The organism is Cryobacterium sp. MP_M3, from assembly GCF_015752155.1.
In the GTDB taxonomy this organism is placed as follows: domain Bacteria; phylum Actinomycetota; class Actinomycetes; order Actinomycetales; family Microbacteriaceae; genus Cryobacterium.
On sequence record NZ_JADOVI010000001.1, the window covers coordinates 271,365 to 293,869 of the forward strand.

General features: G+C 69.6%; 19 protein-coding genes. 10 read left to right on the plus strand and 9 right to left on the minus strand.

Features of this window, described 5'->3' with window-relative positions; genetic code table 11:
* The first annotated feature begins 48 nt into the window (after positions 1 to 48).
* The 3 genes from IWX89_RS01240 to IWX89_RS01250 all read left to right on the plus strand — a co-directional run bounded on the left by IWX89_RS01240 (position 49) and on the right by IWX89_RS01250 (position 3,912).
* The gene (locus IWX89_RS01240; protein ID WP_196901780.1) at positions 49 to 2,133 is read left to right on the plus strand and encodes a hypothetical protein; all 2,085 of its coding nucleotides are present in this window, start codon (positions 49 to 51) and stop codon (positions 2,131 to 2,133) included.
* Between the two features lie 409 nt (positions 2,134 to 2,542).
* Positions 2,543 to 2,902 (plus strand): metalloregulator ArsR/SmtB family transcription factor, encoded by a 360-nt coding sequence (locus tag IWX89_RS01245; protein ID WP_196901781.1) that lies wholly within the window; start codon positions 2,543 to 2,545, stop codon positions 2,900 to 2,902.
* 326 nt (positions 2,903 to 3,228) lie between these two features.
* Positions 3,229 to 3,912 carry a M23 family metallopeptidase gene (locus tag IWX89_RS01250; RefSeq protein WP_196901782.1) on the plus strand — a complete coding sequence of 228 codons (684 nt, stop codon included), beginning with the start codon at positions 3,229 to 3,231 and terminating at the stop codon, positions 3,910 to 3,912.
* A gap of 23 nt (positions 3,913 to 3,935) precedes the next feature.
* On the opposite strand, the gene IWX89_RS01255 is transcribed toward IWX89_RS01250, so the two are convergent.
* From IWX89_RS01255 to IWX89_RS01270, 4 genes are all read right to left on the minus strand, one after another.
* A complete protein-coding gene (locus IWX89_RS01255) occupies positions 3,936 to 4,262 on the minus strand; it encodes a CHY zinc finger protein (RefSeq protein WP_196901783.1) in 327 nt (108 codons plus the stop codon).
* 8 nt (positions 4,263 to 4,270) lie between these two features.
* The gene (locus tag IWX89_RS01260; RefSeq protein ID WP_196901784.1) at positions 4,271 to 5,149 is read right to left on the minus strand and encodes a thioredoxin domain-containing protein; all 879 of its coding nucleotides are present in this window, start codon (positions 5,147 to 5,149) and stop codon (positions 4,271 to 4,273) included.
* A gap of 57 nt (positions 5,150 to 5,206) precedes the next feature.
* A complete protein-coding gene (locus IWX89_RS01265; RefSeq protein WP_196901785.1) occupies positions 5,207 to 5,929 on the minus strand; it encodes a TetR/AcrR family transcriptional regulator in 723 nt (240 codons plus the stop codon).
* Positions 5,930 to 5,998: 69 nt separating this feature from the next.
* Entirely contained in the window at positions 5,999 to 7,330 is a 1,332-nt protein-coding gene (locus IWX89_RS01270) for a GNAT family N-acetyltransferase (RefSeq protein WP_196901786.1), read from the minus strand.
* 126 nt (positions 7,331 to 7,456) lie between these two features.
* Here IWX89_RS01270 and IWX89_RS01275 point away from each other — a divergent pair, with 126 nt between their 5' ends.
* The 7 genes from IWX89_RS01275 to IWX89_RS01305 all read left to right on the plus strand — a co-directional run bounded on the left by IWX89_RS01275 (position 7,457) and on the right by IWX89_RS01305 (position 15,956).
* On the plus strand, positions 7,457 to 8,728 hold the full coding sequence (locus IWX89_RS01275; protein ID WP_307836318.1) for a glycerate kinase: 1,272 nt from the start codon (positions 7,457 to 7,459) through the stop codon (positions 8,726 to 8,728).
* A 52-nt stretch (positions 8,729 to 8,780) separates the two neighbouring features.
* Positions 8,781 to 9,800, plus strand: a complete 1,020-nt coding sequence (locus IWX89_RS01280) for a LacI family DNA-binding transcriptional regulator (RefSeq protein WP_196901788.1) — start codon at positions 8,781 to 8,783, stop codon at positions 9,798 to 9,800.
* Positions 9,801 to 10,033: 233 nt separating this feature from the next.
* Positions 10,034 to 11,374 (plus strand): ABC transporter substrate-binding protein, encoded by a 1,341-nt coding sequence (locus tag IWX89_RS01285; RefSeq protein ID WP_196901789.1) that lies wholly within the window; start codon positions 10,034 to 10,036, stop codon positions 11,372 to 11,374.
* A gap of 101 nt (positions 11,375 to 11,475) precedes the next feature.
* Complete coding sequence (locus IWX89_RS01290; protein ID WP_231382741.1) at positions 11,476 to 12,432, plus strand: carbohydrate ABC transporter permease; 957 nt, start codon at positions 11,476 to 11,478, stop codon at positions 12,430 to 12,432.
* On the plus strand, positions 12,432 to 13,370 hold the full coding sequence (locus tag IWX89_RS01295) for a carbohydrate ABC transporter permease (RefSeq protein WP_196901790.1): 939 nt from the start codon (positions 12,432 to 12,434) through the stop codon (positions 13,368 to 13,370). Before IWX89_RS01290 ends, IWX89_RS01295 begins: the two co-directional genes overlap by 1 nt.
* A 70-nt stretch (positions 13,371 to 13,440) precedes the next feature.
* Positions 13,441 to 14,958 carry an alpha-N-arabinofuranosidase gene (locus IWX89_RS01300; RefSeq protein ID WP_196901791.1) on the plus strand — a complete coding sequence of 506 codons (1,518 nt, stop codon included), beginning with the start codon at positions 13,441 to 13,443 and terminating at the stop codon, positions 14,956 to 14,958.
* Between the two features lie 5 nt (positions 14,959 to 14,963).
* Positions 14,964 to 15,956: an aldose 1-epimerase family protein gene (locus IWX89_RS01305; protein WP_307836320.1), complete on the plus strand. Its 993-nt coding sequence runs from the start codon at positions 14,964 to 14,966 to the stop codon at positions 15,954 to 15,956.
* Positions 15,957 to 15,986: 30 nt separating this feature from the next.
* On the opposite strand, the gene IWX89_RS01310 is transcribed toward IWX89_RS01305, so the two are convergent.
* The 5 genes from IWX89_RS01310 to IWX89_RS18340 all read right to left on the minus strand — a co-directional run bounded on the left by IWX89_RS01310 (position 15,987) and on the right by IWX89_RS18340 (position 22,470).
* Positions 15,987 to 17,507, minus strand: coding sequence for a xylulokinase (locus IWX89_RS01310; protein WP_196901792.1), 1,521 nt, complete (start codon positions 17,505 to 17,507; stop codon positions 15,987 to 15,989).
* A 233-nt stretch (positions 17,508 to 17,740) separates the two neighbouring features.
* Positions 17,741 to 18,931 carry a xylose isomerase gene (xylA, locus tag IWX89_RS01315; RefSeq protein ID WP_196901793.1) on the minus strand — a complete coding sequence of 397 codons (1,191 nt, stop codon included), beginning with the start codon at positions 18,929 to 18,931 and terminating at the stop codon, positions 17,741 to 17,743.
* Positions 18,932 to 18,983: 52 nt separating this feature from the next.
* Positions 18,984 to 21,416 carry a glycoside hydrolase family 3 N-terminal domain-containing protein gene (locus tag IWX89_RS01320; protein ID WP_231382742.1) on the minus strand — a complete coding sequence of 811 codons (2,433 nt, stop codon included), beginning with the start codon at positions 21,414 to 21,416 and terminating at the stop codon, positions 18,984 to 18,986.
* The gene (locus IWX89_RS01325) at positions 21,416 to 22,234 is read right to left on the minus strand and encodes a carbohydrate ABC transporter permease (RefSeq protein WP_134522809.1); all 819 of its coding nucleotides are present in this window, start codon (positions 22,232 to 22,234) and stop codon (positions 21,416 to 21,418) included. Before IWX89_RS01325 ends, IWX89_RS01320 begins: the two co-directional genes overlap by 1 nt.
* Positions 22,234 to 22,470, minus strand: coding sequence for a hypothetical protein (locus tag IWX89_RS18340; RefSeq protein ID WP_231382743.1), 237 nt, complete (start codon positions 22,468 to 22,470; stop codon positions 22,234 to 22,236). Before IWX89_RS18340 ends, IWX89_RS01325 begins: the two co-directional genes overlap by 1 nt.
* Positions 22,471 to 22,505: the final 35 nt, after the last annotated feature.

Sequence of the window (22,505 nt, forward strand, 5' to 3'; positions counted from 1 at the left end):
TAGTTGACCTTACTGAACCGGTTCAGTGCTCGAACCAGGAGACCCACAATGACGTACAACGCTGTTCGCTCACCATTCGCCCTTAAAGCCGTCGCCCTCACGGCCGCCGTGTCGATGCTCATGCTCGGAGCAGGCACCGCCGCCGCGGTCGCGTCGCCACCGACATCCGTCGCCCACGGAGGGCAGCCGGCCTCGGCTCCGCTGACCAACCTCGCGCACCTCGACTTCCTCCTCGACACCGTGCCGCTCCCGGCCGTCGAAGGCCACACGACCTACGGAATCGAGGCCAAGCCGACCGCCCAGGCGCCGTGGACCTATTCGGACAAGAAGGCGGACGGCAGCTACGGGCGGGTGGGCGGCGGGTCGCTCGACCCGGCCACCGGGCACTGGAGCCAGGGTGCTTACAACGCAGACGACATCGCCCGCACCGCAGTCGTCTACCTTCGCCATTGGCAGCTGACCGGCGACCCGGCGAGCAGGGAGCACGCGCTGCAGACGCTCCGCTCGCTGACCTACCTGCAGACCGCCACCGGTCCGAACGCCGGCAACGTCGTGCTCTGGCAGCAGGCCGACGGAACGCTGACGCCCAGTGCCACCCCCCGGGAGCTGCCCGACCCGAGCGACTCCGCCGAGTCGTACTGGGTGGCCCGCACTGTCTGGGCCCTCGGTGAGGGCTACGCCGCCTTCAAGGGCGCCGACCCGAAGTTCGCGGCATTCCTCCAGGACCGGCTGCACCTCTCCCTCGACGCGCTCGGTCGCCAGTCGCTGGCCAGATTCGGCCAGTTCGACGTGGCTGACGGCGTGAAGGTGCCGGCCTGGCTGATCGCAGGCGGGACGGATGCCTCGGCCGAGGCAGCGCTCGGACTCTCCGCCTACGTCACGGCCGCGCCCGCCGACGCTGCGGCGCGCACCACGCTCACCCGGCTGGCCGAGGGTGTCGCCGCGATGTCCTCCGGATCGGTCACCCAGTGGCCGTTCGGGGCGATCATGCCGTGGAACAAGTCGCAGACCCTGTGGCATGCCTGGGGCGGCATGGCCCCGGCCGCCGTCGCGACGGCATCCGCGGCGCTCGACCGGACCGACCTGCTCGGCGCCGCGGTGAAGGATTCCGCCCAGTTCACGGCCCAGTTGCTCGCCGCCGGGGGACCGGACAACGCCTGGAGCCCCACCCCGGGTGAAGCGCAGATCGCCTACGGGGTCGACTCGCGGGTGCAGAGTCTGGTCGCCACGGCCAGGGTCGCGAAGGCCCCCGGCCTGATCGACCTCGCCGCCGTCACCGCCGGCTGGTTCTTCGGGGCCAACCGGAGCGGGCAGCCCGCCTACAACCCGGCCACCGGCGCCGCCATCGACGGGATCGAACACGACGGCCGGGTCAACCCGAACTCCGGCGCTGAATCGACCATCCATGCCCTCCTCACCATGCTGGCGCTGGACGCGAACCCGGCACTGAAGGCGAAGGCGCTCGGCATCAACAAGACGGTCGGCACCAACGGCCTGAGCGTTGTCGAGGCCGAGGCCGGCACGATCACCGGGACCGGCGCCGTCGTTCGGCCCGCCTCCGCGTGGACCGGCGAGGCCAATCTGTCGGGCGGGGCCTACGTCGCCCTGGCTGCGGGGGACACGCTGAGCATCCCCGTTCCGGCGGCCGACCAGGCGCGCAATGTGTACCCGATCGTGAACCAGACCGAGGCGCCCTCCGGCAGCACGACGTGGTCCGCGGGCACCGTGCGGCTGGGCGGAACCGCCAACGGCGGCGCGGGCGCGCAGGGCATCACGGATGCGCCGGGCCGGCTCTTCCCGCTCACGCTCAAGCGCTCCCTGCCGGCCGGGGCCACGGTCGTCGTCGGGGCGGCTGATGGTCCTGTCGCCGTGGACGCCCTGCTGGTGCAGCCGCTCGTCTCCACCGTCTCGGTGACCGGCCCGGCCGGGGACAGCACCGTCTACGTCAGCGCGTCCGGTGAGCCCAGCGTGCGACCGGTGGCCGTGCCGCGCGGCTTCCGGCTGCAGCAGCAGGCGTTCGACGCGACCGGCAAGCACGTGGCTTCCGGTCGAGACGACCGGAAGGGCGAATCGTCGACCGCCGTCATGGTCGCGCCGGGCGGATTCACCGTCACAAAGCTGGTGCGCAAGTAGGGAAACCTCGATCGCACCGACCTGCGCCCGCCGCACCCGTGGGGGGCGGCGGGCTCAGTTCTGCCCCGAGATCCACCTTTTCGGTCGAGACCGACCGGCACAGCGGTCGGTCTCGACCGGAAAGGTCGATCTCGGCGGGGCGGGTGGTCGGGCGGAGGAGCGGGGCGGTGAGAAGAGAAGAGACTAGACCCGGTCGGGGTCGGGGTCGGGGTCGGGGTCGGGGTCGGGTCGGGCTCGGCTGCGGCGACGGATGCCTGCGGCTCGGGTCCGGGGAACAGGCCGGGCGCAGCCAGAGGACAACGTAGATGAGGGTGACCAGGGCCGATCTGAGCCACCCTGGATCGCGGGCTCCGGAATGGACCCTGGCCACCGCATCGATGGATGTCAATTCATGGGGGATACTGTGTGCATGTCGCTCACTGATATCCATACCCCCGTGCGCACCGGCACGGATGCCGCGTGCTGCGCCCCGGCGAGCAGGGACGCGATCGGGGCGGAGGCCGCGGAGACGCTGGCCAGGTCGCTCAAGGCGCTCGCCGACCCGGCCCGGCTGCGCCTGGTCTCGATGGTCGCTGCGCACCCGGATGCCGAGGCCTGCGTCTGCGACCTGACCGAACCGCTCGGACTCAGCCAGCCGACCGTCTCGCACCACCTCAAGGTGCTCGTCGAGGCCGGACTGTTGACGCGGGACAAGCGCGGGACCTGGGCCTACTACCGCCTCGTCCCGGGCGCGCTCGACTCGCTCGCGGCGCTCCTCGCCGCCGTCTGAGGGTGGGGGCCTGAGGGCGCCCCGTCGTCCGGCGTCGGGTCACCGCGGCTTGCTCCGCTCCGCGCGGGCGCGGGAGATCCGGGACCGGTCATGGCTTTCACAGGATGCCGAGATATTCTCAAGTCTTGCGCGCCTGGCCCGATGCCGACCCAGGTGTGCCCCAGGACACTTCCCGACGAGGGAGCGTCGTTCCCTTGGGCCAGCTCCACGCCGTGAACGCATCTCCGTCTGAACGAGGTCTCCGCTCCCCGTCCCCAAACGAGAGACCCCGATGCCCCACCGTTCTTCTCCTGCGCCCTGCCCGACCGCTTCGATGGAAGGCGCCTATGCGGACGCGTAGGCCGGCCGCGTTCGCGTTCCTCTCGATGGCGCTCGCCGCCCTGTTGACCACGGTGCTCGCGATTCCGGCCCAGGCCGTCGAGCGCGACGCCTCGTCCGGCCTGCCGCCCAACACGGCGGCTTCGGCCGGACCGGCGCAGAGCCTGGCCGCGGGCAACGTGCTCGTGGCCGCGATCGCGCGTGACGGCTACTCCGTCGGCCAGGCCCCGGCATCCGTGGCGAACATCGCCGCGGCCGGACCGGCCGTGCGCTGGCCGTTCCCAACGGCGACGCGGCTCTCCGACGGCTTCGGCCCGCGGGCCTCGCCGTGCGCCGGCTGCTCGTCGTTCCACAAGGGGCTAGACCTCCTCCCGGGTGAGGGAACCCCTGTTCACGCGATAGCCGACGGTGTCGTGCGCGAGGTGTCCGCCTATGACGACGGCGGGCTGGGCGTGCACGTCGTGCTCGACCACACGATCGACGGGCGGCTCGTCAGCAGCGTCTACGCGCACTTCCAGGAGGGCTCGCTGGCCGTGGCCGTCGGCCAGGCCGTCTCCGCCGGTGACGAACTCGGCGCCGTCGGCACGACCGGGCAGAGCACCGGGCCGCACCTGCACCTGGAGATCCTGCTCGACGGAGTCACCCCCACCGATCCGTTCGCGTGGCTGACCGAGCGGGCCGGGCCGCAGTAGGCGCAGACCCCGATGCCGCGCGCTCAGGCGGTGGGCGCCGGAACCTCGAAGTACAGGTGCGCGTGGGCGCGGCATCCGTCATTGAACGCTGCCGAGCAGTGCGGGCACCGGGTGACCTGCCGGTAGTCGGTGATGCTCAGGATGCCCCGGCAGGCGCCGCAGAGGACGGCAGGCTCAGACCACTCCGACGCCGGCCATTGCCGGGCCGGGTGGGTCTCCCCGGCCGCGTGGCAGAGGAAGCAGGGGTAGAACCGGCCGCAGCAGGCGAACTTGATCGCAACGATGTCCGCCGGCGTGCGGTAGTGCACGCAACGGGTCTCGTCGTCGACGGTCTGGCCGAACACCTGCATGCGGGACCCTACTTCGCGGCGGCGACCTGGGCGGTGACGAAGTCGGAGAACGTGGTCGCGTTGTCGAGGGCGCCCGTGTATGCGACGCCGTTCACCAGCACGGTCGGCGTGCCGCTGACCTTCTTGATGTCGGCATCCGGCAGCGGGCCGGCCAGGGCTCGCTTGGTGGCGGCGCCCAGCCAGTTCGCGAAGGTGCGGTCGGTGATGCAGGAGGCCACCTTCTTGTCGGTGACGCCGGCCGTCTTGACCAGGGTGGCCAGTTCGGCGTCGGTGAGCCCGGTGGTGTTCTCCTTGGGCTGGCTGGCGAACAGGGCGGTGTTCACGGCGAGGAAGTCGTCGGGCTGGTAGTTCGCCACGCAGGCGGCCGCGTTGGCGGCCCGGGTGGAGTACTTGCTGCCCGCGGAGTTGGAATCGAGGATCGAGATCGGGTGGAACTCGAGCGTGGCGGTTCCGGCGGTGACCCAGCTCGCGATCTGGGCGCCGTTGGTGGCCTCGAACTGGCCGCAGTACGGGCACAGGTAGTCGACGTAGACGGCGATGTTCGCGGTGCCGGTGAGAGCGGTGCGGTCGGTCGCGACCGGCTTGGCGTCGGCGGCGAGGGCCTTCGTCGGCGTGGCCGTGATCGACGAACCGTTGCCGGTGAGCAGGATGCCGTCACTGGCCATGTTGGCGGGGCCGGCGGCGGCAGGTCCGACGCTGTTGACGATCACCAGGGCGACGATCGCCGCAACGGCGAGCAGGCCGACCCCGATCCCGCCGCGCATGAAGAGGCGCTTGCGCTTGTCGCGCTTCTGCTGCTCCTCGCGCATGAGCCGGGCGCTTTCGCGCGCCTGCTCGCGGCGGTCCTTCTTCGGGGGGACTGGCTTGCCGTAGGCATTGCTGTTCATCTGGCTGGGCACCGTTTCGTCTGGGCTGACTCTTCGGTTCAAGGTTACGGCGTGCGCCTATGGGCGAGATGCAGCGCGGCTGTGAGGCGGCTGTGAGCCAGGGTGCCGGTCGGTGTCTCGCATGGTCGCGAGCCCGTCGAGTACGAGGTCGAGCCCGACCAGGAATTCGTCACCGTAGTAGTACCCGGGCTGTAACACGTGGTCGGCCGTGAGCTCGGCCAGGTAGGGATATTCGGCGCGGGGCAACTGTGCCAGCATGATCGCGGCCATCGCCGCCGTTTCCTCCGGAGTTGTGAAGGGCAGGCTCTTCTCCTGCATCGCAAACCCGTAGATGTAACTGTCGACGGCGGAGAACGCGTGGGCCGTCTTCTCCACCGAGAACCCGCCGTTGCGGAAGGTGCCGATCACCCGGTCATGGTGCCGGAGGGTGGCCGGTCCCGGATTGGTCCCGGAATCTCGCACGGTGGTCGCCCAGGGGTGGCGGGCCAGGACCTCACGGAAGGAGATCGAGCGCTTGCGGATGGCGCTTTTCCAGTCGTCGCTGTGCGACGGCAACTCGATCTCGCCGAAGATCGCATCGGCCATCCCGTTGATCAGGTCGTCCTTGTTGGCCACGTGGTTGTAGATCGACATGGCCTCCACGTTCAGGTCGTCGCCGAGGCGCCGCATGGTGAGGGCCTCAAGCCCCCCGGTGTCGGCGAGGACGATGGCTGCGGCGATCACCCGCTCTCGGTTGAGGCGGATTCGGGGCGCTGGCGCTGCCTTGCGCGGTGATGCCATATGGGTCTCCCACACTTTGCCTTACGACGTACACGTAACTGACTTACAAGATAAACCTACAACGAGACGTCAGAACCAGGTGCTCAGGTGCGGCGGCTGAATGGTGTGGAACGCGGCGTCGAGGCGCGCGGCGGCATCCGTGCTGCCCTCGCTGAGCCGGCCTGCCCGGGCGAGGGTGACCGCGCTCGTGCCGCCGAGATAGAGACTGGCCAGGTCCGCGGCCGACAGGGAGACCCGCACATCGTCGGCTGCGGCTGCGGCCGGTCCGCTCACCGGTCGGGCCTCGCCGCGGCCGCGCTCGTCCACCGTGAGCCGGAACTCGCCGTCGGCGAAGCCGAGGTCGTCGCTCACCGTGAGGTGGAAGGTGCCGGGCGCGCTATAGCGGCGCCGGCCGAGAACGACGGGCAGGTCGAGGATGCGCAGCCAGAGGTGGTCGCGCTCGTCTGTCTTGCGCAGGGCGCGCGGGTCGGTGACCTGCCACCGGACGGGCTCGGCCACGCTGCGGAGCGGGGCTGAGATCTCGCTGACCAGGTCCATCTCGAGCAGGAATCGCCAGAGCCCCGCGTAGGCATCGTCGGTCGCCGCGACCAGGTCGGCGAGATCGAGCCGGGCCGGGTAGCCGTTCGGCCCGAGGGCCACCCGGTAGAGGGCGAAACCCTGGGGGATGCCGTCGGGGTCGTCGAAGCGCACGGCGCGGAGGGTGAGCCCGGGGGTGCCCGGCGCTGCCGGCATCAGGCCGAGCGCCTGCCGCCACCAGCCTTCCCGGCGGTCGACCTCGCCGGCCGCCCCGGCCAGCGCCCGGGCCCGGGCGAAGACGGGCGGACCGTCGGTCTGGAGCGTCGCCGGCGCGACCAGGTGCAGGCGGCCGGCCGGCGCGGGCCTGGCCCAGCGGGCCCTGGTCGTGTCAATCGTGTAGCCGGCTTGGTGCACGGCGGGGCCGAAGCCGTAGCGGGCGTAGATGGTGGCCTCGGAGACGGTCAGCATGGCCAGCGGCAGGCCGAGCCGTGCGGCGGTGCGCAGTTCGGCGGTGAGCAGGGCGCGGGCGATGCCCCGGCGCCGGTGGGTGGGTGCCACCGTGACCGAGCTGATCGCCCAGGCCGGGAGGCTGCCGCCGGGAACCGTGACGTCCATCGGCCAGCACCGCACCGTGGCGACGGGCGTGGCCGGATCGGCGGCCGTAGGGTCGAGCACGGCCGTGATGCGGTCGCCGGCCACCTCCGCGGCCTGGGCGGCGAGCGACTCCGCGCCGGGCGCGGAATCGTGGAAGCCGCGGGCATCCGCCTGCAGCCAGCGCGTCACGGCGGAGTCATCCGCGGGGTCGACCAGGCGCAGCTCGAGGTCGTCGGCCGCCAGGGCGGCGTGGGAATCGGCGTCGATGGGGAGCGCGGCGTAGTCGGTCACGGCCTCACCCTAGCCGTGTTGCTCGCGGGGCGGCAGGCGGGCGGGGCAGTGCAGCACCGGCACGCCTGTCGGCGTGTCCGGGGCATCCGGAGCAGAATGGCCAGGCAGCACCATCGGAGGTCACCTGTGTCGAATCCCCCTTCCCTGACCCCTGCCCGTGCCGGCGGCCGGGCGGTCGTGATCGCGCCCGATTCGTTCAAGGGCACGATCGGGGCGAGCGACGCCGCGCGTCGGATCGCGGCGGGCTGGGCATCCGTTCGCCCGCAGGACCGGCTGCGGCTGCTGCCGATGGCCGACGGCGGCGAGGGAACCCTCGACGCGTTCGAACTGGCCGTGCCCGGCGCGACCCGGATGCCGGTGACCGTTCCGGGCCCGGACGACCGGCCGGTCGACACGCACTGGTTGCTGCTGCCCGACGGCACCGGCGTCGTCGAGCTCGCGGCGACGAGCGGGATCACCCTGCTCGACCGGCTGCGGCCACTCGACGCGCACACGCTGGGCTTCGGCCAGGCCATTGCCGCCGCCCTGGAGCACGGAGTCACCCGGCTGCTGCTCGCCATCGGCGGCAGCGGCTCGACCGACGGCGGCTCGGGCATGCTCCGGGCGCTCGGCGCGCAGATCCTCGACTCGGCGGGCCGGCCGGTGCCGCCGGGCGGCCGCGGCCTCGCCCGGCTGGCCGCCGTGGAGCTGTCCGGCCTGCGCCCGCTGCCGCCGGGAGGGGTGCTCGTGCTCACGGACGTGACCAGTCCGCTGCTCGGCGAGCGGGGTGCGGCCGCCGTGTTCGGCCCGCAGAAAGGCGCGAGCCCGGAGCAGGTGGCGGAGTTGGAGGAAGGGCTGGCCCGGTGGGCGGCGGTCGTCGGGGACGCGCGGACCGGGGCCGGAGTTGGGACGGGGGTTGGGACTGCCGGTGCGAGGGCGAGTGACGGTGCGGCTGCCGGCGTGGGTGCGGGTGCGAGTTCGGATGTGGGTGCCGCTGCGGGTGCGGCTGCCGCGGAGATGCCGGGCGCAGGGGCCGCGGGCGGCACGGGCTTCGGGCTGCTGGCCTGGGGAGCGACTCTCGCCCCGGGGGCCGATGCCGTGGCGGAGGCGCTGGGGGTTCCGGCGGCGGTGCGGGGGGCGTCCGTCGTCGTGACCGGGGAAGGCCGGTTCGACTCCCAATCGGCGGCGGGGAAGGTGCCTGGCCACCTGGCCGCGCTCGCCGCTGATGCCGGGGCACAGGCGATGCTCGTGGCCGGACAAATCGAGGCGCCCACCGACGGTTTCACGGCTGTGGTGTCCCTCACCGACCTCGCGGGCGGCCGGGAGAGCGCGACCCGTGACGCGGCCGCGTGGCTCGAGCGGGCCGGCGCGCGCCTCGCCGAGGCGTACCGGCCCGATGAAGGCGGTACAACGTTGTAACATGCGAAGAGAACGGATGCCGACCATCCGTCAGTGAATGAACGGGGACTTCATGGCGGCAACGCTTCACGACGTCGCCCGGATCGCCGGGGTGTCGATCAAGACCGTCTCCAACGTGATCAACGACTACCCGCACATCCGCTCGACGACCAAGCAGCGGGTGCTCGACGCGATCGCAGAGCTTGACTACCAGCCCAATCTCTCGGCTCGCAGCCTGCGCTCCGGGCGCACCGGGGTGATCGGACTTGCCGTTCCCGAGCTGTCGTTGAGCTACTTCGCAGAACTGGCGGATGCTGTGATCCGCTCTGCGGAACGCCACGGTGTCACTGTGCTGATCGAACAAACCGGCGGCGACCGCGCCCGCGAGATCGAGCTGCTCACGAGCCCGCGTCGCCAACTCACGGACGGGCTGATCTTCAGCGCGCTGGGCATGGACAGCGATGATTCCGAATACCTGCGGGTGGGCTATCCGCTTGTACTCCTCGGCGAGCGGATCTTCGGTGGGCCGACCGATCATGTCACCATGCGAAACGTCGATGCGGCCCGGGCCGCCACGGAGCACCTGATCGCACTCGGACGGCGTCGGATCGCCGTCATCGGCGCCCATGAAGGCGAGGTCATCGGGTCGGCCGGCCTGCGCCTACGCGGATACCGCGAGGCGCTCGAGGCCGCGGGGATCCCGTTCGACCCTGCCTTGATCGGTTACACGACCCTGTGGCACCGCTCCAATGGCGCCGACGCGATGCGCGCGTTGCTCGCCTCCGGAGTGGAGTTCGACGCGGTTTTCGGGCTCAACGACACCCTCACCCTGGGTGCCATGCGGGTGCTGCAGGAGGCCGGGTTGCGCATCCCGAAGGATGTCGCCGCCATCGGCTTCGACGACCTGGATGAGGCACAGTACAGTCTGCCGACCCTGACCACGATCGACCCGGGTCGGGAGGAGATCGCCGAGACGGCCGTGCGGGTGCTTCTGGAGCGCATCGCGTCGACCGACCTGGCGCTACCGCCACGGGAAATCCTGGCCGACTTCCGGATCGTCGAACGCGAGTCCACGGCCCCCGCCGCCGCCTGACCCTCACGCAGGGATTCGTTCGGCCGAATCTTTCGATTTCACTTGACAGCGGGTCGCCAGGCTCGCATGATGAATTTACAACGTTTACCTACAACGTTGTAAACGCGTCGACGATGACTCGCCTCTCGCGTTGGTTCGTCCCACGCACCATCTCCCGCATGACTCAGTCGCCCCGGCACTGACCACAGCATTGAACAACGGTGTTCACGCACCGTGAGAGGAAACTACACGACATGAAGACCAAGCTCCTGGCCACGATCGGCGTCATTGCCGTCGCCGCGGCCGCCCTCACCGGATGCTCCGCCGGCACCGCGGCCAAGACGGAAGCGTCCTGCACCAACAAGATCGTCAACAAGACCGCACCGCAGGTCACCGTCTGGGCCTGGTATCCCGCCTTCGAAGAGGTCGTCGACCTGTTCAACAAGACCCACGAGGACGTGCAGGTCTGTTGGACGAACGCCGGCCAGGGTAACGACGAGTACACCAAGTTCTCCACCGCGATCGAGTCGAAATCAGGTGCCCCCGACGTCGTCATGCTGGAGTCTGAGGTGCTCTCCAGCTTCACCATTCGCAAGGCGCTCGTCGACCTCACCGAGTTCGGCGCCAATGACGTGAAGGCCAACTACACCGAGGGGTCCTGGAAGGATGCCTCCAGTGGCGATTCCGTGTACGCCATCCCCGTCGACGGCGGCCCGATGGGCATGCTGTATCGGAAGGATCTCTTCGACAAGTACTCGATCCCCGTGCCCACCACCTGGGCCGAGTTCGAGACTGCCGCGCAGACCTTGAAGACGGCCGGCTCCGACGGGGTCCTGGTCAACTTCCCGACCAACGGCCGCGCCTTCAACCAGGCCCTCTTCGCCCAGGCCGGATCCGTCCCGTTCGTCTACGACTCGACCAGCCCGACCGACGTCGGCATCGCCGTCAACGACCAGGGGTCGAAAGACGTGCTGAACTACTGGAACGGCCTCGTGCAGAAGGGCCTCGTCACCACCGACGACGCCTTCACCGCCGATTACAACACGAGCCTGGTCGACGGCACCTATGCCGTCTACCTCGCCGCTGCCTGGGGCCCCGGCTACCTGCAGGGCCTGTCCGACGCCGACGCGGATGCCGTCTGGCGCGTCGCTCCGCTGCCGCAGTGGGACGCCGCCAACCCGGTCCAGGTCAACTGGGGTGGCTCGACCTTCGCAGTGACCAGCCAGGCCACGGACAAGAAGCTCGCGGCCGAGGTCGCCATCGGAATCTTCGGCACCGACGAAGCCTGGAAGATCGGCGTGGAAAAGGGAGCGCTGTTCCCCTCCTACGCGCCCATGCTCGATTCGGACTACTTCACCAACCTCGAGTACCCCTTCTTCGGCGGGCAGCAGATCAATAAGGAAGTCTTCCTGAATGCGGCTGCCGGCTATACAGGCGCCACCTTCAGTCCGTTCCAGAACTACGCGTACGACCAGCTGACCGAAGAGCTCTACTCGATGGTGCAGGGCGAGCAGGACGGTTCGAAGGCCCTCGACGACCTCCAGGCCAGCCTCGTCAAGTACGCGACGGAACAAGGCTTCACCGTCGCCAAGTAGGTCATCCGGCGATCCAGCCGTCCCCGCTGCCGGTCGGTCGACCACCACCGGCCGGCAGCATCTCACGCTTCTGCCCCGGCAGCCCAGCAAAGGACACGAACATGGCACTCACGACCGCGGCAAACGCGAAGAAGGCATTGTCGCCTCCGAGACGCGCGCCGCGACGAACCGGCATCGACCGGATGGACCGCAAACGCCAAAGGTGGGGCTGGCTCTTCGTGGCCCCGTTCGGGGTCGTCTTCCTCACTTTTCTCGTCGCGCCGCTCGCCTACGCGTTCTGGATGAGCCTGCAGACGAACACCCTCGCCACGGGCACGACGTTCACCGGGCTGGCGAACTACGTCAAAGCGTTCAGCGACCCGATCTTCCTGGGTGGCCTCGGCCGGGTCGGCCAGTTCGCTCTGATCATGATCCCCGCCCAGATGATCGTCGCGCTCGTTGCCGCGCTCGTCCTCGACAATCTCTCCACCGCGCTGTCGAAGTTCTCCCGGCTGATGATCTTCGTTCCCTACGCCATCCCCGTCGTGATCGGCGCGCTGATGTGGGGATTCCTGTACAGCCCCCGATTCGGTCCCGCAACCGACATATTCGGCCTCATCGGGCTGGCAGCGCCCGACTTCCTGGCGAAAGGGAGCATTTTCGCGAGCCTGGTCAACATCGTGACCTGGCAGTGGGCCGGGTACTACATGATCATCATCTATGCCGCCCTCCGCGGCATCGACCCGGCAATCTATGAGGCCGCGCGCCTGGACGGCGCGAACGGTCGCCAGATCGCCCTCCGGGTCAAGGTGCCCATGATCTCCTCGTCGATGGTCATGGTGCTGATCTTCTCCCTGATCGGCACTCTGCAGTTCTTCACCGAACCGCAGGTGCTGCGCGCCGTCGCCCAGGGTGCCATCCCGGTCTCGTACACCCCGAACATGTACGCCTATTCGCTCGCGTTCTCCTACAGCCAGTTCAACTACGCCTCGGCGATCTCGTTCTCGCTCGGAATCGTGGTCTTCATCGGCTCCTACCTCTTCCTCTTCGTCACCCGCAAGCAGAGCGGACTCAAATAATGGCCATTCTCACGCCCCGAGCGGATGCCCCGTCGGATCCGGAAGGCATCGGCCCCACCGTGATCGTGCGACGGCGCAACTCGGGCCGCGACGGCGGCCGACGGATCGGGTCGCACGTGCTGCTGCTCGTGCTGGTGATCTACTTCATCACCCCTCTGTGGTGGTTGGCCGTCGCCGCGACCAAGGACACGTCGGGGCTGTTCAGCGGCACCGGCGGCCCGCTCTGGTTCGACAGGGACTTCAACCTGTTCAGCAACATCGCCGCGCTGTTCGAACACCAGGGCGGGATCTACTGGCGCTGGCTGGGAAACTCGTTCTTCTACGCGATCACCGGCGGCGTCGGCGCCACAATACTTGCGGTGCTGGCCGGCTACGGGTTCGCCAAATACCGGTTTCGGGGCCGCAACGCGTTCTTCTCGTTGCTGCTCGGCGCCGTGATGGTGCCCATGACCGCGCTTGTCATCCCGACCTTCGTGCTGCTGAGCAACATCGGCCTCGTCAACACGATCTGGGCGGTCATCCTGCCCTCGCTCCTGAGCCCCTTCGGCGTCTACCTGATGCGGGTGTACACCCAGGACGCGATTCCAGACGAACTGCTCGACGCTGCCCGAGTCGACGGAGCCGGTGAGTTGCGAACCTTCTTCCAGGTGGCGTTGCCGCTCCTACGGCCGGCGATCGTCACCGTGCTGCTGCTCTCCGTGGTCGGCACCTGGAACAACTTCTTCCTGCCGCTGGCCGTGCTCAGCGACCCGAACCTGCTGCCTGTGACCGTGGGATTGAACAACTGGCAGGCGCTCTCGAACGCCGGGGCCGGCGGCGAGCAGGTCTGGAACCTGATCGTCACGGGCGCTTTCGTCTCGGTGCTGCCGCTCATCATCGCCTTCCTCTCCCTGCAGAAGTACTGGCAGGGCGGCCTGTCCCTCGGCGCGCTCAAGTAGTCGCCGATCCCGGCCCCGGGCATCCGTTTCTCATTCCTTTCCACCTGACCCGCACGATGAAAGAAACCCCATGTCTACCGCTCGCCTGACCCTCGACCCTCACTTCCAGGTCGGAGCCATCAACCGTCGCCTCTTCGGATCGTTCGTCGAACACCTCGGCCGGTGTGTCTACGACGGCATCTACGAGCCAGGACACCCCACGGCCGACGCGGAGGGCTTCCGCGAAGACGTCATCGACCTTGTCAAGGAGCTTGGCGTCTCTGCGATCCGGTACCCCGGCGGCAATTTCGTCTCCGGCTTCCGCTGGGAGGACAGCGTCGGGCCGCGGGCCGAGCGCCCCACGCGGCTGGACCTGGCCTGGCATTCCACCGAGACCAACCAGATCGGCCTGCACGAGTTCTCGTCATGGCTCGAGAAGGTCGGCAGTGAACTCATGCTCGCTGTCAACCTCGGCACCCGGGGTGTGGCCGAGGCCCTGGACCTGCTCGAGTACGCCAACCTCGGCAATGGCACCGCCCTCGCCGAGCAGCGGATCAAGAACGGAAAACGGGATGCCTTCGGCATCAAGATGTGGTGCCTGGGCAACGAGATGGACGGGCCGTGGCAGCTCGGCCACCGCTCGGCCGATGATTACGGCAAGATCGCCTCGCGCACCGCGAAGGGAATGCGCCAGCTAGACCCGTCGATCGAGCTGGTTGTCTGCGGGTCGTCGAGCGCACAGATGCCGACCTTCGGCGAGTGGGAGCGCGTCGTGCTCGGCCACACCTACGACGACGTGGACTTCATTTCCTGCCACGCCTACTACGAAGAGAAGGACGGCGACCTCGGATCGTTCCTGGCCTCCGGCGTGAACATGGACCGGTTCATCGAATCGGTGGTCGCCACGGCCGACCACGTGAAGGCCGTCAACGGCAGCGACAAGACCATCAACATCTCCTTCGACGAGTGGAACGTCTGGTACATCGACAGGTTCGAGGGTGTCGACAAGATCACCGGGATCGACAACTGGCCGGTCGCGCCGCGCCTGCTCGAGGACGCGTACACGGTGGCGGATGCCGTGGTGTTCGGCAGCCTGCTGATTTCGCTGCTCAAGCATGCGGACCGGGTGACGAGCGCGTCGTTGGCGCAGTTGGTCAACGTGATCGCGCCGATCATGACCGAGCCGAACGGCCCGGCCTGGCGGCAGAGCACGTTCTTCCCGTTCGCGCTCACCTCGCGGCTTGCCACCGGGGTCACGCTCGAGGTGAAGCTCGAGGCGGACAGCTACGACACCGCCGTGTACGGGACCGTGCCGCTGGTCGACGCGGTGGCGACGCACGATGCGACGAGCGGGGCGACATCCGTCTTCCTGGTGAATCGTTCGCAGACCGAGGACGCCCTGATCACGATCGACATCGCCGCTCTCGGCCCGGTCGGGATCATCGACGTCCAGACGCTGACCGACCCGGATGTCTACGCCGCGAACACGCTTGACGCGCGCGACCGCGTAGGGCTGGCAGCGAACGCATCCGCCGCGCTCGGCACAGGCGTGGTCACTCTGACCCTGCCGCCGGTGTCGTGGACGGCGCTGGCGCTGCGGACGGAGTGACGCTCGTGGCCGGGGCCTCGGCGAACGGCATCCAGTACGAGTTCGAGTGGCACGGGTACCGGGCCATGGTGACCGGGACCGGGGCCGGCCTGCGATTGCTTCAGCACGACGGGCGGGACCTGATCGTCGGCTTCCCCGCCGACGAGCCGATGCCGAACTTCCGCGGCGCCCTCGCGGCGCCCTGGCCCAACCGGATCGACTCGGGTCGTTACCCGGTCGACGGTGTCGACCGGCAGCTGCCGGTCAACGAACCGGGCCGGGAGTGCGCCTTGCACGGACTCGTCTTCGACCGGGACTGGCGGCTACTCGAACGAACCACGGCAGAGGTCGTCCTCGGGCTCCGGCTGTCGTCAAGCGCCGGCTACCCGTTCGACCTGGATCTGGTCGCCCGGTATGAGCTCGGCCCCGACGGGCTCACGACGACCGTCGAGGCTACGAACGTCGGCAGGGGCACGGCACCCTATGGAGTGTGCCCGCACCCCTACCTGAGGGCGGGGGACTCGCCGCTCGACAGCTGGCTGCTCACCCTGCCGGCCGACAGTTACCTGCGCGTCACGCCCGATCGGCTGCTGCCGGCGGCTGGTCTCGCCGGGGTCGCCGACGGCGCCGACGGTTCGTTCGACTTCCGCAGGCCCCGCTTGATCGGCGCCACGAAGATCGACCATGCCTTCACCGGGATCGTGCGAGAGCCGGCGAGGAAGAGGGCCGGCCGCGACGGACTGGTCGGTGGAAGCCTCAGTGCCGAGCTCGGCACTGGCCTGGCAACCGTCGTGCTGAGGGAAGTGTCCGGCCGTGGGGTGGCGATGAGTTTCGGCCCCGAGTGCGCGTGGCTGCAGATTCACACGGCCGATCTGCCTGCCCCGGGACTCAACCGTCTGGGGCTGGCCGTCGAACCGATGACGTGCCCGCCGGATGCCTTCAATTCCGGGACCGACCTGATCCGCCTGGCGCCGGGGGAGTCACATCGGGCGAGCTGGAGCATCCGCGCGCTGGAGTGACTCGCCGCGGGCGGAGGGCGGAACGGGCGGTCAGCCGGTGACCCGGTGCGCCGCGTACTGTGCCCGGATGACAGGCTGGAAGTCCTGCGCCGGCTGGGCGGCGATGGGCAGCGGCCAGTCCGGCCGGTGATCGGCGAGTGCCCAGGCCGCCTGGACGGCGGCGCCGTCCGCGACATACTCGCCGGGGGCCGGCACCACGACCGGGTTCTCGAACAGCTGGGCGGCGATCGTGCGCACGGCCGGGTTCTGGGCCGCGCCGCCGATCAGCAGGATGCGGGACACCGCCACACCCTGCGCCCGCACGGCGTCGAGCCCGTCGGCGAGCCCGCAGAGGAGCCCCTCGATCGCCGCGCGGGCGAGGTTCGGCCGGGTCGCCCCGGCCAGGGTCAGGCCGAACAGGGTGGCGGTCGCATCGGGCAGGTTCGGGGTGCGCTCACCCTCGAAGTAAGGCTGGAGCACGAGACCGCCGCTGCCGGGCGCGGCCTCGAGGGCGAGCCGGCCGAGCTCGTCATGGTCGACGCCGAGCAGCCCGCGCACGGCATCGAGCACCCGGGCGGCGTTGAGCGTGGCGACGAGGGGCAGGAAGAGCCCGCTGGCGTCGGCGAATCCCGCGACCGTGCCGGAGGCATCCGTCGCCGGGTGGTCGGTCACGGCGAACACGGTGCCGCTCGTGCCGATCGACACGATCACGTCGCCGTCGGACGCGCCGAGGCCGAGCGCGGCGCCGGCGTTATCGCCCGCACCGACGCCGACGACGATCCCGGTCGGGATGTCGCCCGTGGCGGGGCGTGCTTCAGACGGAGATTCCTGGCCGGGGGTGGCGTGTCGCGGCAGGGATGCCGGCGTGTCGACGGACTCTCCGATCGACGGGGCGGGCAGGTGCACGGTCGTGCCGGCGGTGGCGCCGGGGCCGAGCACGCGGGGAAGGACCGCGGCGTGGCCGAGGGCGCGCTGGAACAGTTCGAGGTCGTAGTCGCCGGTGACGGGGGACCAGTAGCCGGTGCCGCTCGCGTCCGACCGGTCGGTGGTCAGGGCGGAGAGGTCGGGGCCGAGCGGGCTCCGGCCGGCCGGGCCGTAGCCGAGCAGCCGCCAGGTGAGCCAGTCGTGCGGGAGCGCCACGGCGGCGACGCGCGCGGCGTTGGCGGGTTCGGCATCCCGGAGCCAGCGCAGCTTGGTGGCGGTGAATGAGGCTACGGGCACGACACCGGTGCGGCGCGCGTACTCGCCGGCGCCGACCTCGGACACGAGGTCGGCCGCGGCCGGGGCGCTGCGGGTGTCGTTCCAGAGCAGGGCCGGGCGGATGACCTCGCCGTCGCCGTCCAGCACGACCATGCCGTGCTGCTGCGCCGCGATCGAGACGGCGGCGACATCCGCGAGCCCGCCGGCGTCGGCGAGGGCGGCGTGCAGCGCGTCCCACCACTGCTCCGGGTCGACCTCGGTGCCGTCCGGATGCGAAGCGCGCCCGCTCCGCACGAGGGCGCCCGTTGCGGCATCCCGGATGACGACCTTGCAACTCTGCGTCGAGGAGTCGACTCCGGCAACCAGTGTCATGGCTTCATTCTCCGCTCGATGGGCCGTTCTCAATGAGGGTGTGGTGCATAATTCCTGCAATTTCTGCGGGAGGGATTCGACTGCCTCGGAATTCCGGGGCTCCGCGCGCCGGGACCTCGAAATTGCAGGAGTTGCGAACGGGGAGACCCCGGTGACCGGGACACGCGCCCCCGGCGGAATGTCGCGCCCCCCAGGTGAGCGTGACATGCCGCACCAGGGGGCGCGGATGCCGGCTAGCGGGCGCCGAGCAGGTGCTCGAGGGCCAGCTGCTGCAGCCGCACGAAGCCGAAGCCCTTGCCGCCGAAGTAGGCATCCGTGTTGAAGTCCTCGTAGGAGGCGCGGTCGGCGAGCAGGTCGTCGTAGCTCTCGCCGGCGGCGAGGGTCGGCTGGGCCAGCTCGGGCACCATCGACGCGGCCAGCATCTGCTGCACCTCGGGGTCGGCTCGGAAGGCCTTGGCGCGCTCCTTGAGCAGCAGGTAGGTCTGGATGTTCGCCTTGGCGGAATCCCAGACGCCGGTGATATCCTCGGTGCGGCTCGGCTTGTAGTCGAAGTGGCGCGGCCCGTCGTAGGCCTGGCCGCCGTTCGGGCCGCCGTTCTCGAGCAGGTCGACGAGCGCGAACGCGTTGTGCAGGTCGCCGTGGCCGAAGACGAGGTCCTGGTCGTACTTGATGCCGCGCTGGCCGTTGAGGTCGATGTGGAAGAGCTTGCCCTGGTACAGCGCCTGGGCGATGCCGGCGGCGAAGTTGAGCCCGGCCATCTGCTCGTGGCCGACCTCGGGGTTCACGCCGACCAATTCGGGGCGCTCGAGGGTCGTGATGAATGCCATCGCGTGGCCGATCGTCGGCAGCAGGATGTCGCCGCGGGGTTCGTTCGGCTTCGGCTCGATCGCGAAGCGGATGTCGTAGCCCTTGTCGGTGACGTAGTCGCCGAGCAGGTTGACGGCCTCGCGGTAGCGCGAGAGCGCCGAGCGGATGTCCTTGGCGGAGTCGTACTCTGCGCCTTCCCGTCCGCCCCACATCACGAACGTCTTCGCGCCGAGCTCGGCGGCGAGGTCGAGGTTGCGCAGCACCTTGCGGAGGGCGAAGCGGCGGACGCTGCGGTCGTTCGAGGTGAATCCGCCGTCCTTGAAGACCGGCTCGCTGAATAGGTTGGTCGTGATCATCGGGATGATCAGGCCGGTGTCCGCACAGGCCTGCTTGACCCGGTCGATCTGCGACTGGCGCTTCTCCTCGGCGCAGCCGAAGGGGAACAGGTCGTTGTCATGGAAGGTCAGGCCGTACGCCCCGATTTTCGCCAGGTTCTCCACGGCGTCGACGACGTCGAGCGGCGGACGGGTCGGCCCACCGAACGGGTCAGCGCCGTTGTAGCCGATGGTCCAGAGGCCAAAGGAGAATTTGTCTGCGGGGGTGGGCGTGATGGCCATGAGGTTCCTTGTCTGTCAGCGACGTTGGTGATTTGTTGTAGCTAAAAACATATTAGTGCAGAATCCGCGCCGGCGCGACTGCCGGGCGGGAATCGGCGAGCAAGAGCCCGGTCAGGGACGGTGCCACGGACACCGGGGCCACGAGCGAGCGGGTCTGGTCGACCGTGCGCGTCTGCCCGGTCAGGGCAGCCGGCAGTGCGTAGGCGATCCGGGAGCTCGAGTGCCCGAGGCGAAGCTCGAGAAGTCCGGGCTCGACTATGCGGTCGCCGTCGCGCCCGGTGAACGAGGCAAGGTCGGCGTGCACGGTGAACGTGATTCGCACGCTCTCGCCGGGATCGAGGTCGACCCGGTGATAGCCGACCAGCCGGTTCACCGGGCGCACGACGGATGCCACGGGGTCATGCAGGTAGAGCTGCACCACGTCGGCGCCGCGCCGGTCACCCGCATTGGTGACGGTGAGCGCCACCGTGGTGGCGGCATCCGTGGCGAACTCGGCCGCACCGACCGCCGGGTCGGTCCAGTCGAAACTCGTATAGCCGAGCCCGTGCCCGAAGGCGAAACGGGCGGTCGGATCGAGGTTGGACACCTCGCTGAGCGTGCCGAGCGGTGAGGCGAGGTAGCCGGCCGGCTGCCCGCCCGCCCGGTTGGGGATGCTCACCGGCAGCCGGCCGGACGGGTTGACGCGCCCGCTGACCACACCGGCGATTGCGCCGGCTCCCTCCTCGCCGGGGAAAAAAGATTGCAGCACGGCGGCGGAGCGCTCCGGCGCGTCGTGCAGGAAGTAGGGTCGGCCGGCCACGAGCACGGTCACCACCGGGGTCCCGGCGGCGAGCACGGCATCGAGCAGGGACCACTGGCGGCCGGGCAGGTCAAGCGACTCGGCGTCGCAGCCCTCGCCGGAAGTGCCGCGGCCGAAGAGACCGGGCCGGTCGCCGAGCACCGCGATGACAAGGTCCGCGTCCGCGGCGGCCGCACAGGCCGCGGCGATCCCGGACTCGTCGGTGCCGTCGACAGTGACTCCGGCCGCGTAGCTCACTCGCGCGAGCGGGTACTCGGCGCGGACGGCCTCGAGCACGGTACGGATCTCGATGCCGATCGGCGTCTCCGGGTGCAGCGTACCGACGTGGCCCGGGAACGAATAGCATCCGAGGAGGTTGAGGGCGTCGTGGGCGTTAGGGCCGACGACGGCGATCCGTCGCACCGCGGGCAGCGGCAGCGTCCCGTCGGTGCTGAGCAACACGATGGACTGTTCGGCCACCCGGCGCGCCGTCAGGCGGTCGGCCGCCTGGTCGAGGTCGACCCGGCCGCGCACCGCGTCGATGTCGGCGAGGTCGGCCTCGGTCCAACCGGCGGGCAGCGGGGACCAGCCGGACTCGAGCAGGCCGAGGTCGAGTTTCTGCAGGAGCACCCGGCGGGCCGCCCGATCGATGAAGTCCAGGGGCAGGCGCCCCGCGGCGACCTCGGCGAGGAGCGGCTCGGCGAAGGTCTTGACCGTGGGCAGCTCGACGTCGACCCCGGCGCGCAGCGCCTGGGCTGCGGCGTCTCCCCAGGTGCCGGCGACGCCGTGCAGGGCCTTGAGGAACGCGATCCCGAAGTAATCGGCCACGACGGTACCGGTGAAGCCCCACCGGTCACGGAGAAGCTCCGTGAGCAGGGTCGGGTCGGCGGCCGTCGGCACGCCGTCCACATCGGTATAGGCGTGCATGACCGAGCGCACGCCGCCGTCGCGGATGGCCATCTCAAAGGGCGGGACCAGCACGTCGTTGAATTCGCGCGCTCCGATCGACACGGGGGCGAGATTGCGCCCGGCCTTCGACGCCGAGTAGCCGATGAAATGCTTGAGGGTGGCGACGATGCCGGCGGATTCGAGTCCGCGCACGTAGGCGGTCGCGATGGTGCCGACGAGCGTCGGGTCCTCTCCGATGGTCTCCTCGACGCGGCCCCAGCGGGCGTCGCGCACGACGTCGAGCACGGGTGCGAGGCCTTGGTGCACGCCGACGGAGCGCATGCTCGCGCCGATCCGGCCCGACATCTCCCGCACCAGGGCCGGGTTGAAGGTCGCACCCCAGGCCAGGGGGACCGGGTAGGCGGTCGCTCCCCACGCCGTGAAGCCGGCGAGGCATTCCTCGTGGGCGAGGGCGGGGATGCCGAAGCGGCCGGCCGCGGTGATCCGGCGCTGGCTGCGCACGAGCGAGACCACCCCGATCGCGGCGTCGACGGGGCCGGAGCCGAACGGCCGGGTGAGCTGGCCGAGGCCGTGCGGGAGCAGCTCGTCGAGGTCGACGACCTCTTCCATGTCGTGCTGGTAGGGGGCGACGCCGCCGCCGTCGCTCGCGGCGCCGACCCACACCCCGTAGAGCTGGGCGATCTTCTCCCGGGTGGTCATCGCGGCGAGGAGGGCGTCGACGCGCTCGCCGGCGGACAGTGTGGTGTCGTGCCAGGCCGGAGTTGAGGCATCCGCGGGCATAGGGACGGTCGTGGGCATTACTTTCCTCCGACGCCCATGAGGCCCTGGACAAGGGCGCGCCTGGCGAAGAGATAGACGAGCAGGACGGGGAGCATCGACAGCAACACGGCCGCCATCAGGCCGGGGATGTTGATGCCGTACTGGGACTGGAAATCGAACAGTCCGAGGGTGATGACCTTGGTCGACGCCGACTGGGTCAGGATCAGGGGGAAGAGGAACCCGTTCCAGGCCTGCAGCGCCGAGAACACGATGATGGTCGAGATGCCGCCCTTGGACAGCGGCAGCACGAGCCGGAAGAAACTGCGCATGGGCGTCGCCCCGTCCATGGCCATGGCCTCGTAGAGTTCCGGCGTGATGTCACGCATGCTGCCGCTGAGGATGAGGGTGCAGATCGGCAGGCAGAACGCGGCGGTCGGCAGGATGATGCCGATCAGGCTGTCGTAGAGGCCGGCGACGGTGATCAGGTAGAAGATCGGCACGATCACGGCCTGGGCCGGGATCGCGAGTCCGAGCAGGAAGGTGCGGAAGACGAGGGAGATGCCGCGGCTCCGGCTGCGCACGACCGCGTAGGCCAGCGGCGGCACGAGCACGACGACGATTCCGACGACGCTCACCGTGACGATCGCCGTGTTGAGCACGTAGGCGAGGAAACCGCTGCTGACCAGGGCGGTGAAGTTCTCCAGGGTGAAGCTGCCCGGCAGTGACAATGGGCCCTTGGCGGCGTAGCCCTGCTGGCTCTGGATCGTCGCGGTGAGCATGACGTAGATCGGCACGAGCACGATCAGGAGCCAGATGACGCTGCCGGCCCCCGCGATGTAGTTCGGTTTGGCCTTCATCAGATGCCCTCCTGCACGCTGTGCATCTTGTCGTAGCCGGTGACCCTGACCAGGACCAGGGAAATTGTCGTCGCGACAATGACGAGGACGAGCGCGATCGCGCTTCCGACGCCGAAGTCGAACGACTGGAACGCCTTCCGATACATGTAGAACGCGGTGATCGTCGTGTCGGTTCCCGGGCCGCCCTTGGTCAGGATGAGCACCGTGTCGAACGTCGTCAGACCGCCGACGACCATGAGGATGACGGAGGTGACGATGGTGTTGCGCAGCT

What these genes read in the sequence shown, in the direction of transcription:
- IWX89_RS01240 (WP_196901780.1), top strand. Translation starts at nt 49, where the DNA reads ATGACGTACAACGCTGTTCGCTCACCATTCGCCCTTAAAGCCGTCGCC.
- IWX89_RS01245 (WP_196901781.1), top strand. Translation starts at nt 2,543, where the DNA reads ATGTCGCTCACTGATATCCATACCCCCGTGCGCACCGGCACGGATGCC.
- IWX89_RS01250 (WP_196901782.1), top strand. Translation starts at nt 3,229, where the DNA reads ATGCGGACGCGTAGGCCGGCCGCGTTCGCGTTCCTCTCGATGGCGCTC.
- IWX89_RS01255 (WP_196901783.1), bottom strand. Translation starts at nt 4,262, where the DNA reads ATGCAGGTGTTCGGCCAGACCGTCGACGACGAGACCCGTTGCGTGCAC.
- IWX89_RS01260 (WP_196901784.1), bottom strand. Translation starts at nt 5,149, where the DNA reads ATGAACAGCAATGCCTACGGCAAGCCAGTCCCCCCGAAGAAGGACCGC.
- IWX89_RS01265 (WP_196901785.1), bottom strand. Translation starts at nt 5,929, where the DNA reads ATGGCATCACCGCGCAAGGCAGCGCCAGCGCCCCGAATCCGCCTCAAC.
- IWX89_RS01280 (WP_196901788.1), top strand. Translation starts at nt 8,781, where the DNA reads ATGGCGGCAACGCTTCACGACGTCGCCCGGATCGCCGGGGTGTCGATC.
- IWX89_RS01285 (WP_196901789.1), top strand. Translation starts at nt 10,034, where the DNA reads ATGAAGACCAAGCTCCTGGCCACGATCGGCGTCATTGCCGTCGCCGCG.
- IWX89_RS01290 (WP_231382741.1), top strand. Translation starts at nt 11,476, where the DNA reads ATGGCACTCACGACCGCGGCAAACGCGAAGAAGGCATTGTCGCCTCCG.
- IWX89_RS01295 (WP_196901790.1), top strand. Translation starts at nt 12,432, where the DNA reads ATGGCCATTCTCACGCCCCGAGCGGATGCCCCGTCGGATCCGGAAGGC.
- IWX89_RS01300 (WP_196901791.1), top strand. Translation starts at nt 13,441, where the DNA reads ATGTCTACCGCTCGCCTGACCCTCGACCCTCACTTCCAGGTCGGAGCC.
- IWX89_RS01310 (WP_196901792.1), bottom strand. Translation starts at nt 17,507, where the DNA reads ATGACACTGGTTGCCGGAGTCGACTCCTCGACGCAGAGTTGCAAGGTC.
- xylA (WP_196901793.1), bottom strand. Translation starts at nt 18,931, where the DNA reads ATGGCCATCACGCCCACCCCCGCAGACAAATTCTCCTTTGGCCTCTGG.
- IWX89_RS01320 (WP_231382742.1), bottom strand. Translation starts at nt 21,416, where the DNA reads ATGCCCACGACCGTCCCTATGCCCGCGGATGCCTCAACTCCGGCCTGG.
- IWX89_RS01325 (WP_134522809.1), bottom strand. Translation starts at nt 22,234, where the DNA reads ATGAAGGCCAAACCGAACTACATCGCGGGGGCCGGCAGCGTCATCTGG.
- IWX89_RS18340 (WP_231382743.1), bottom strand. Translation starts at nt 22,470, where the DNA reads ATGGTCGTCGGCGGTCTGACGACGTTCGACACGGTGCTCATCCTGACC.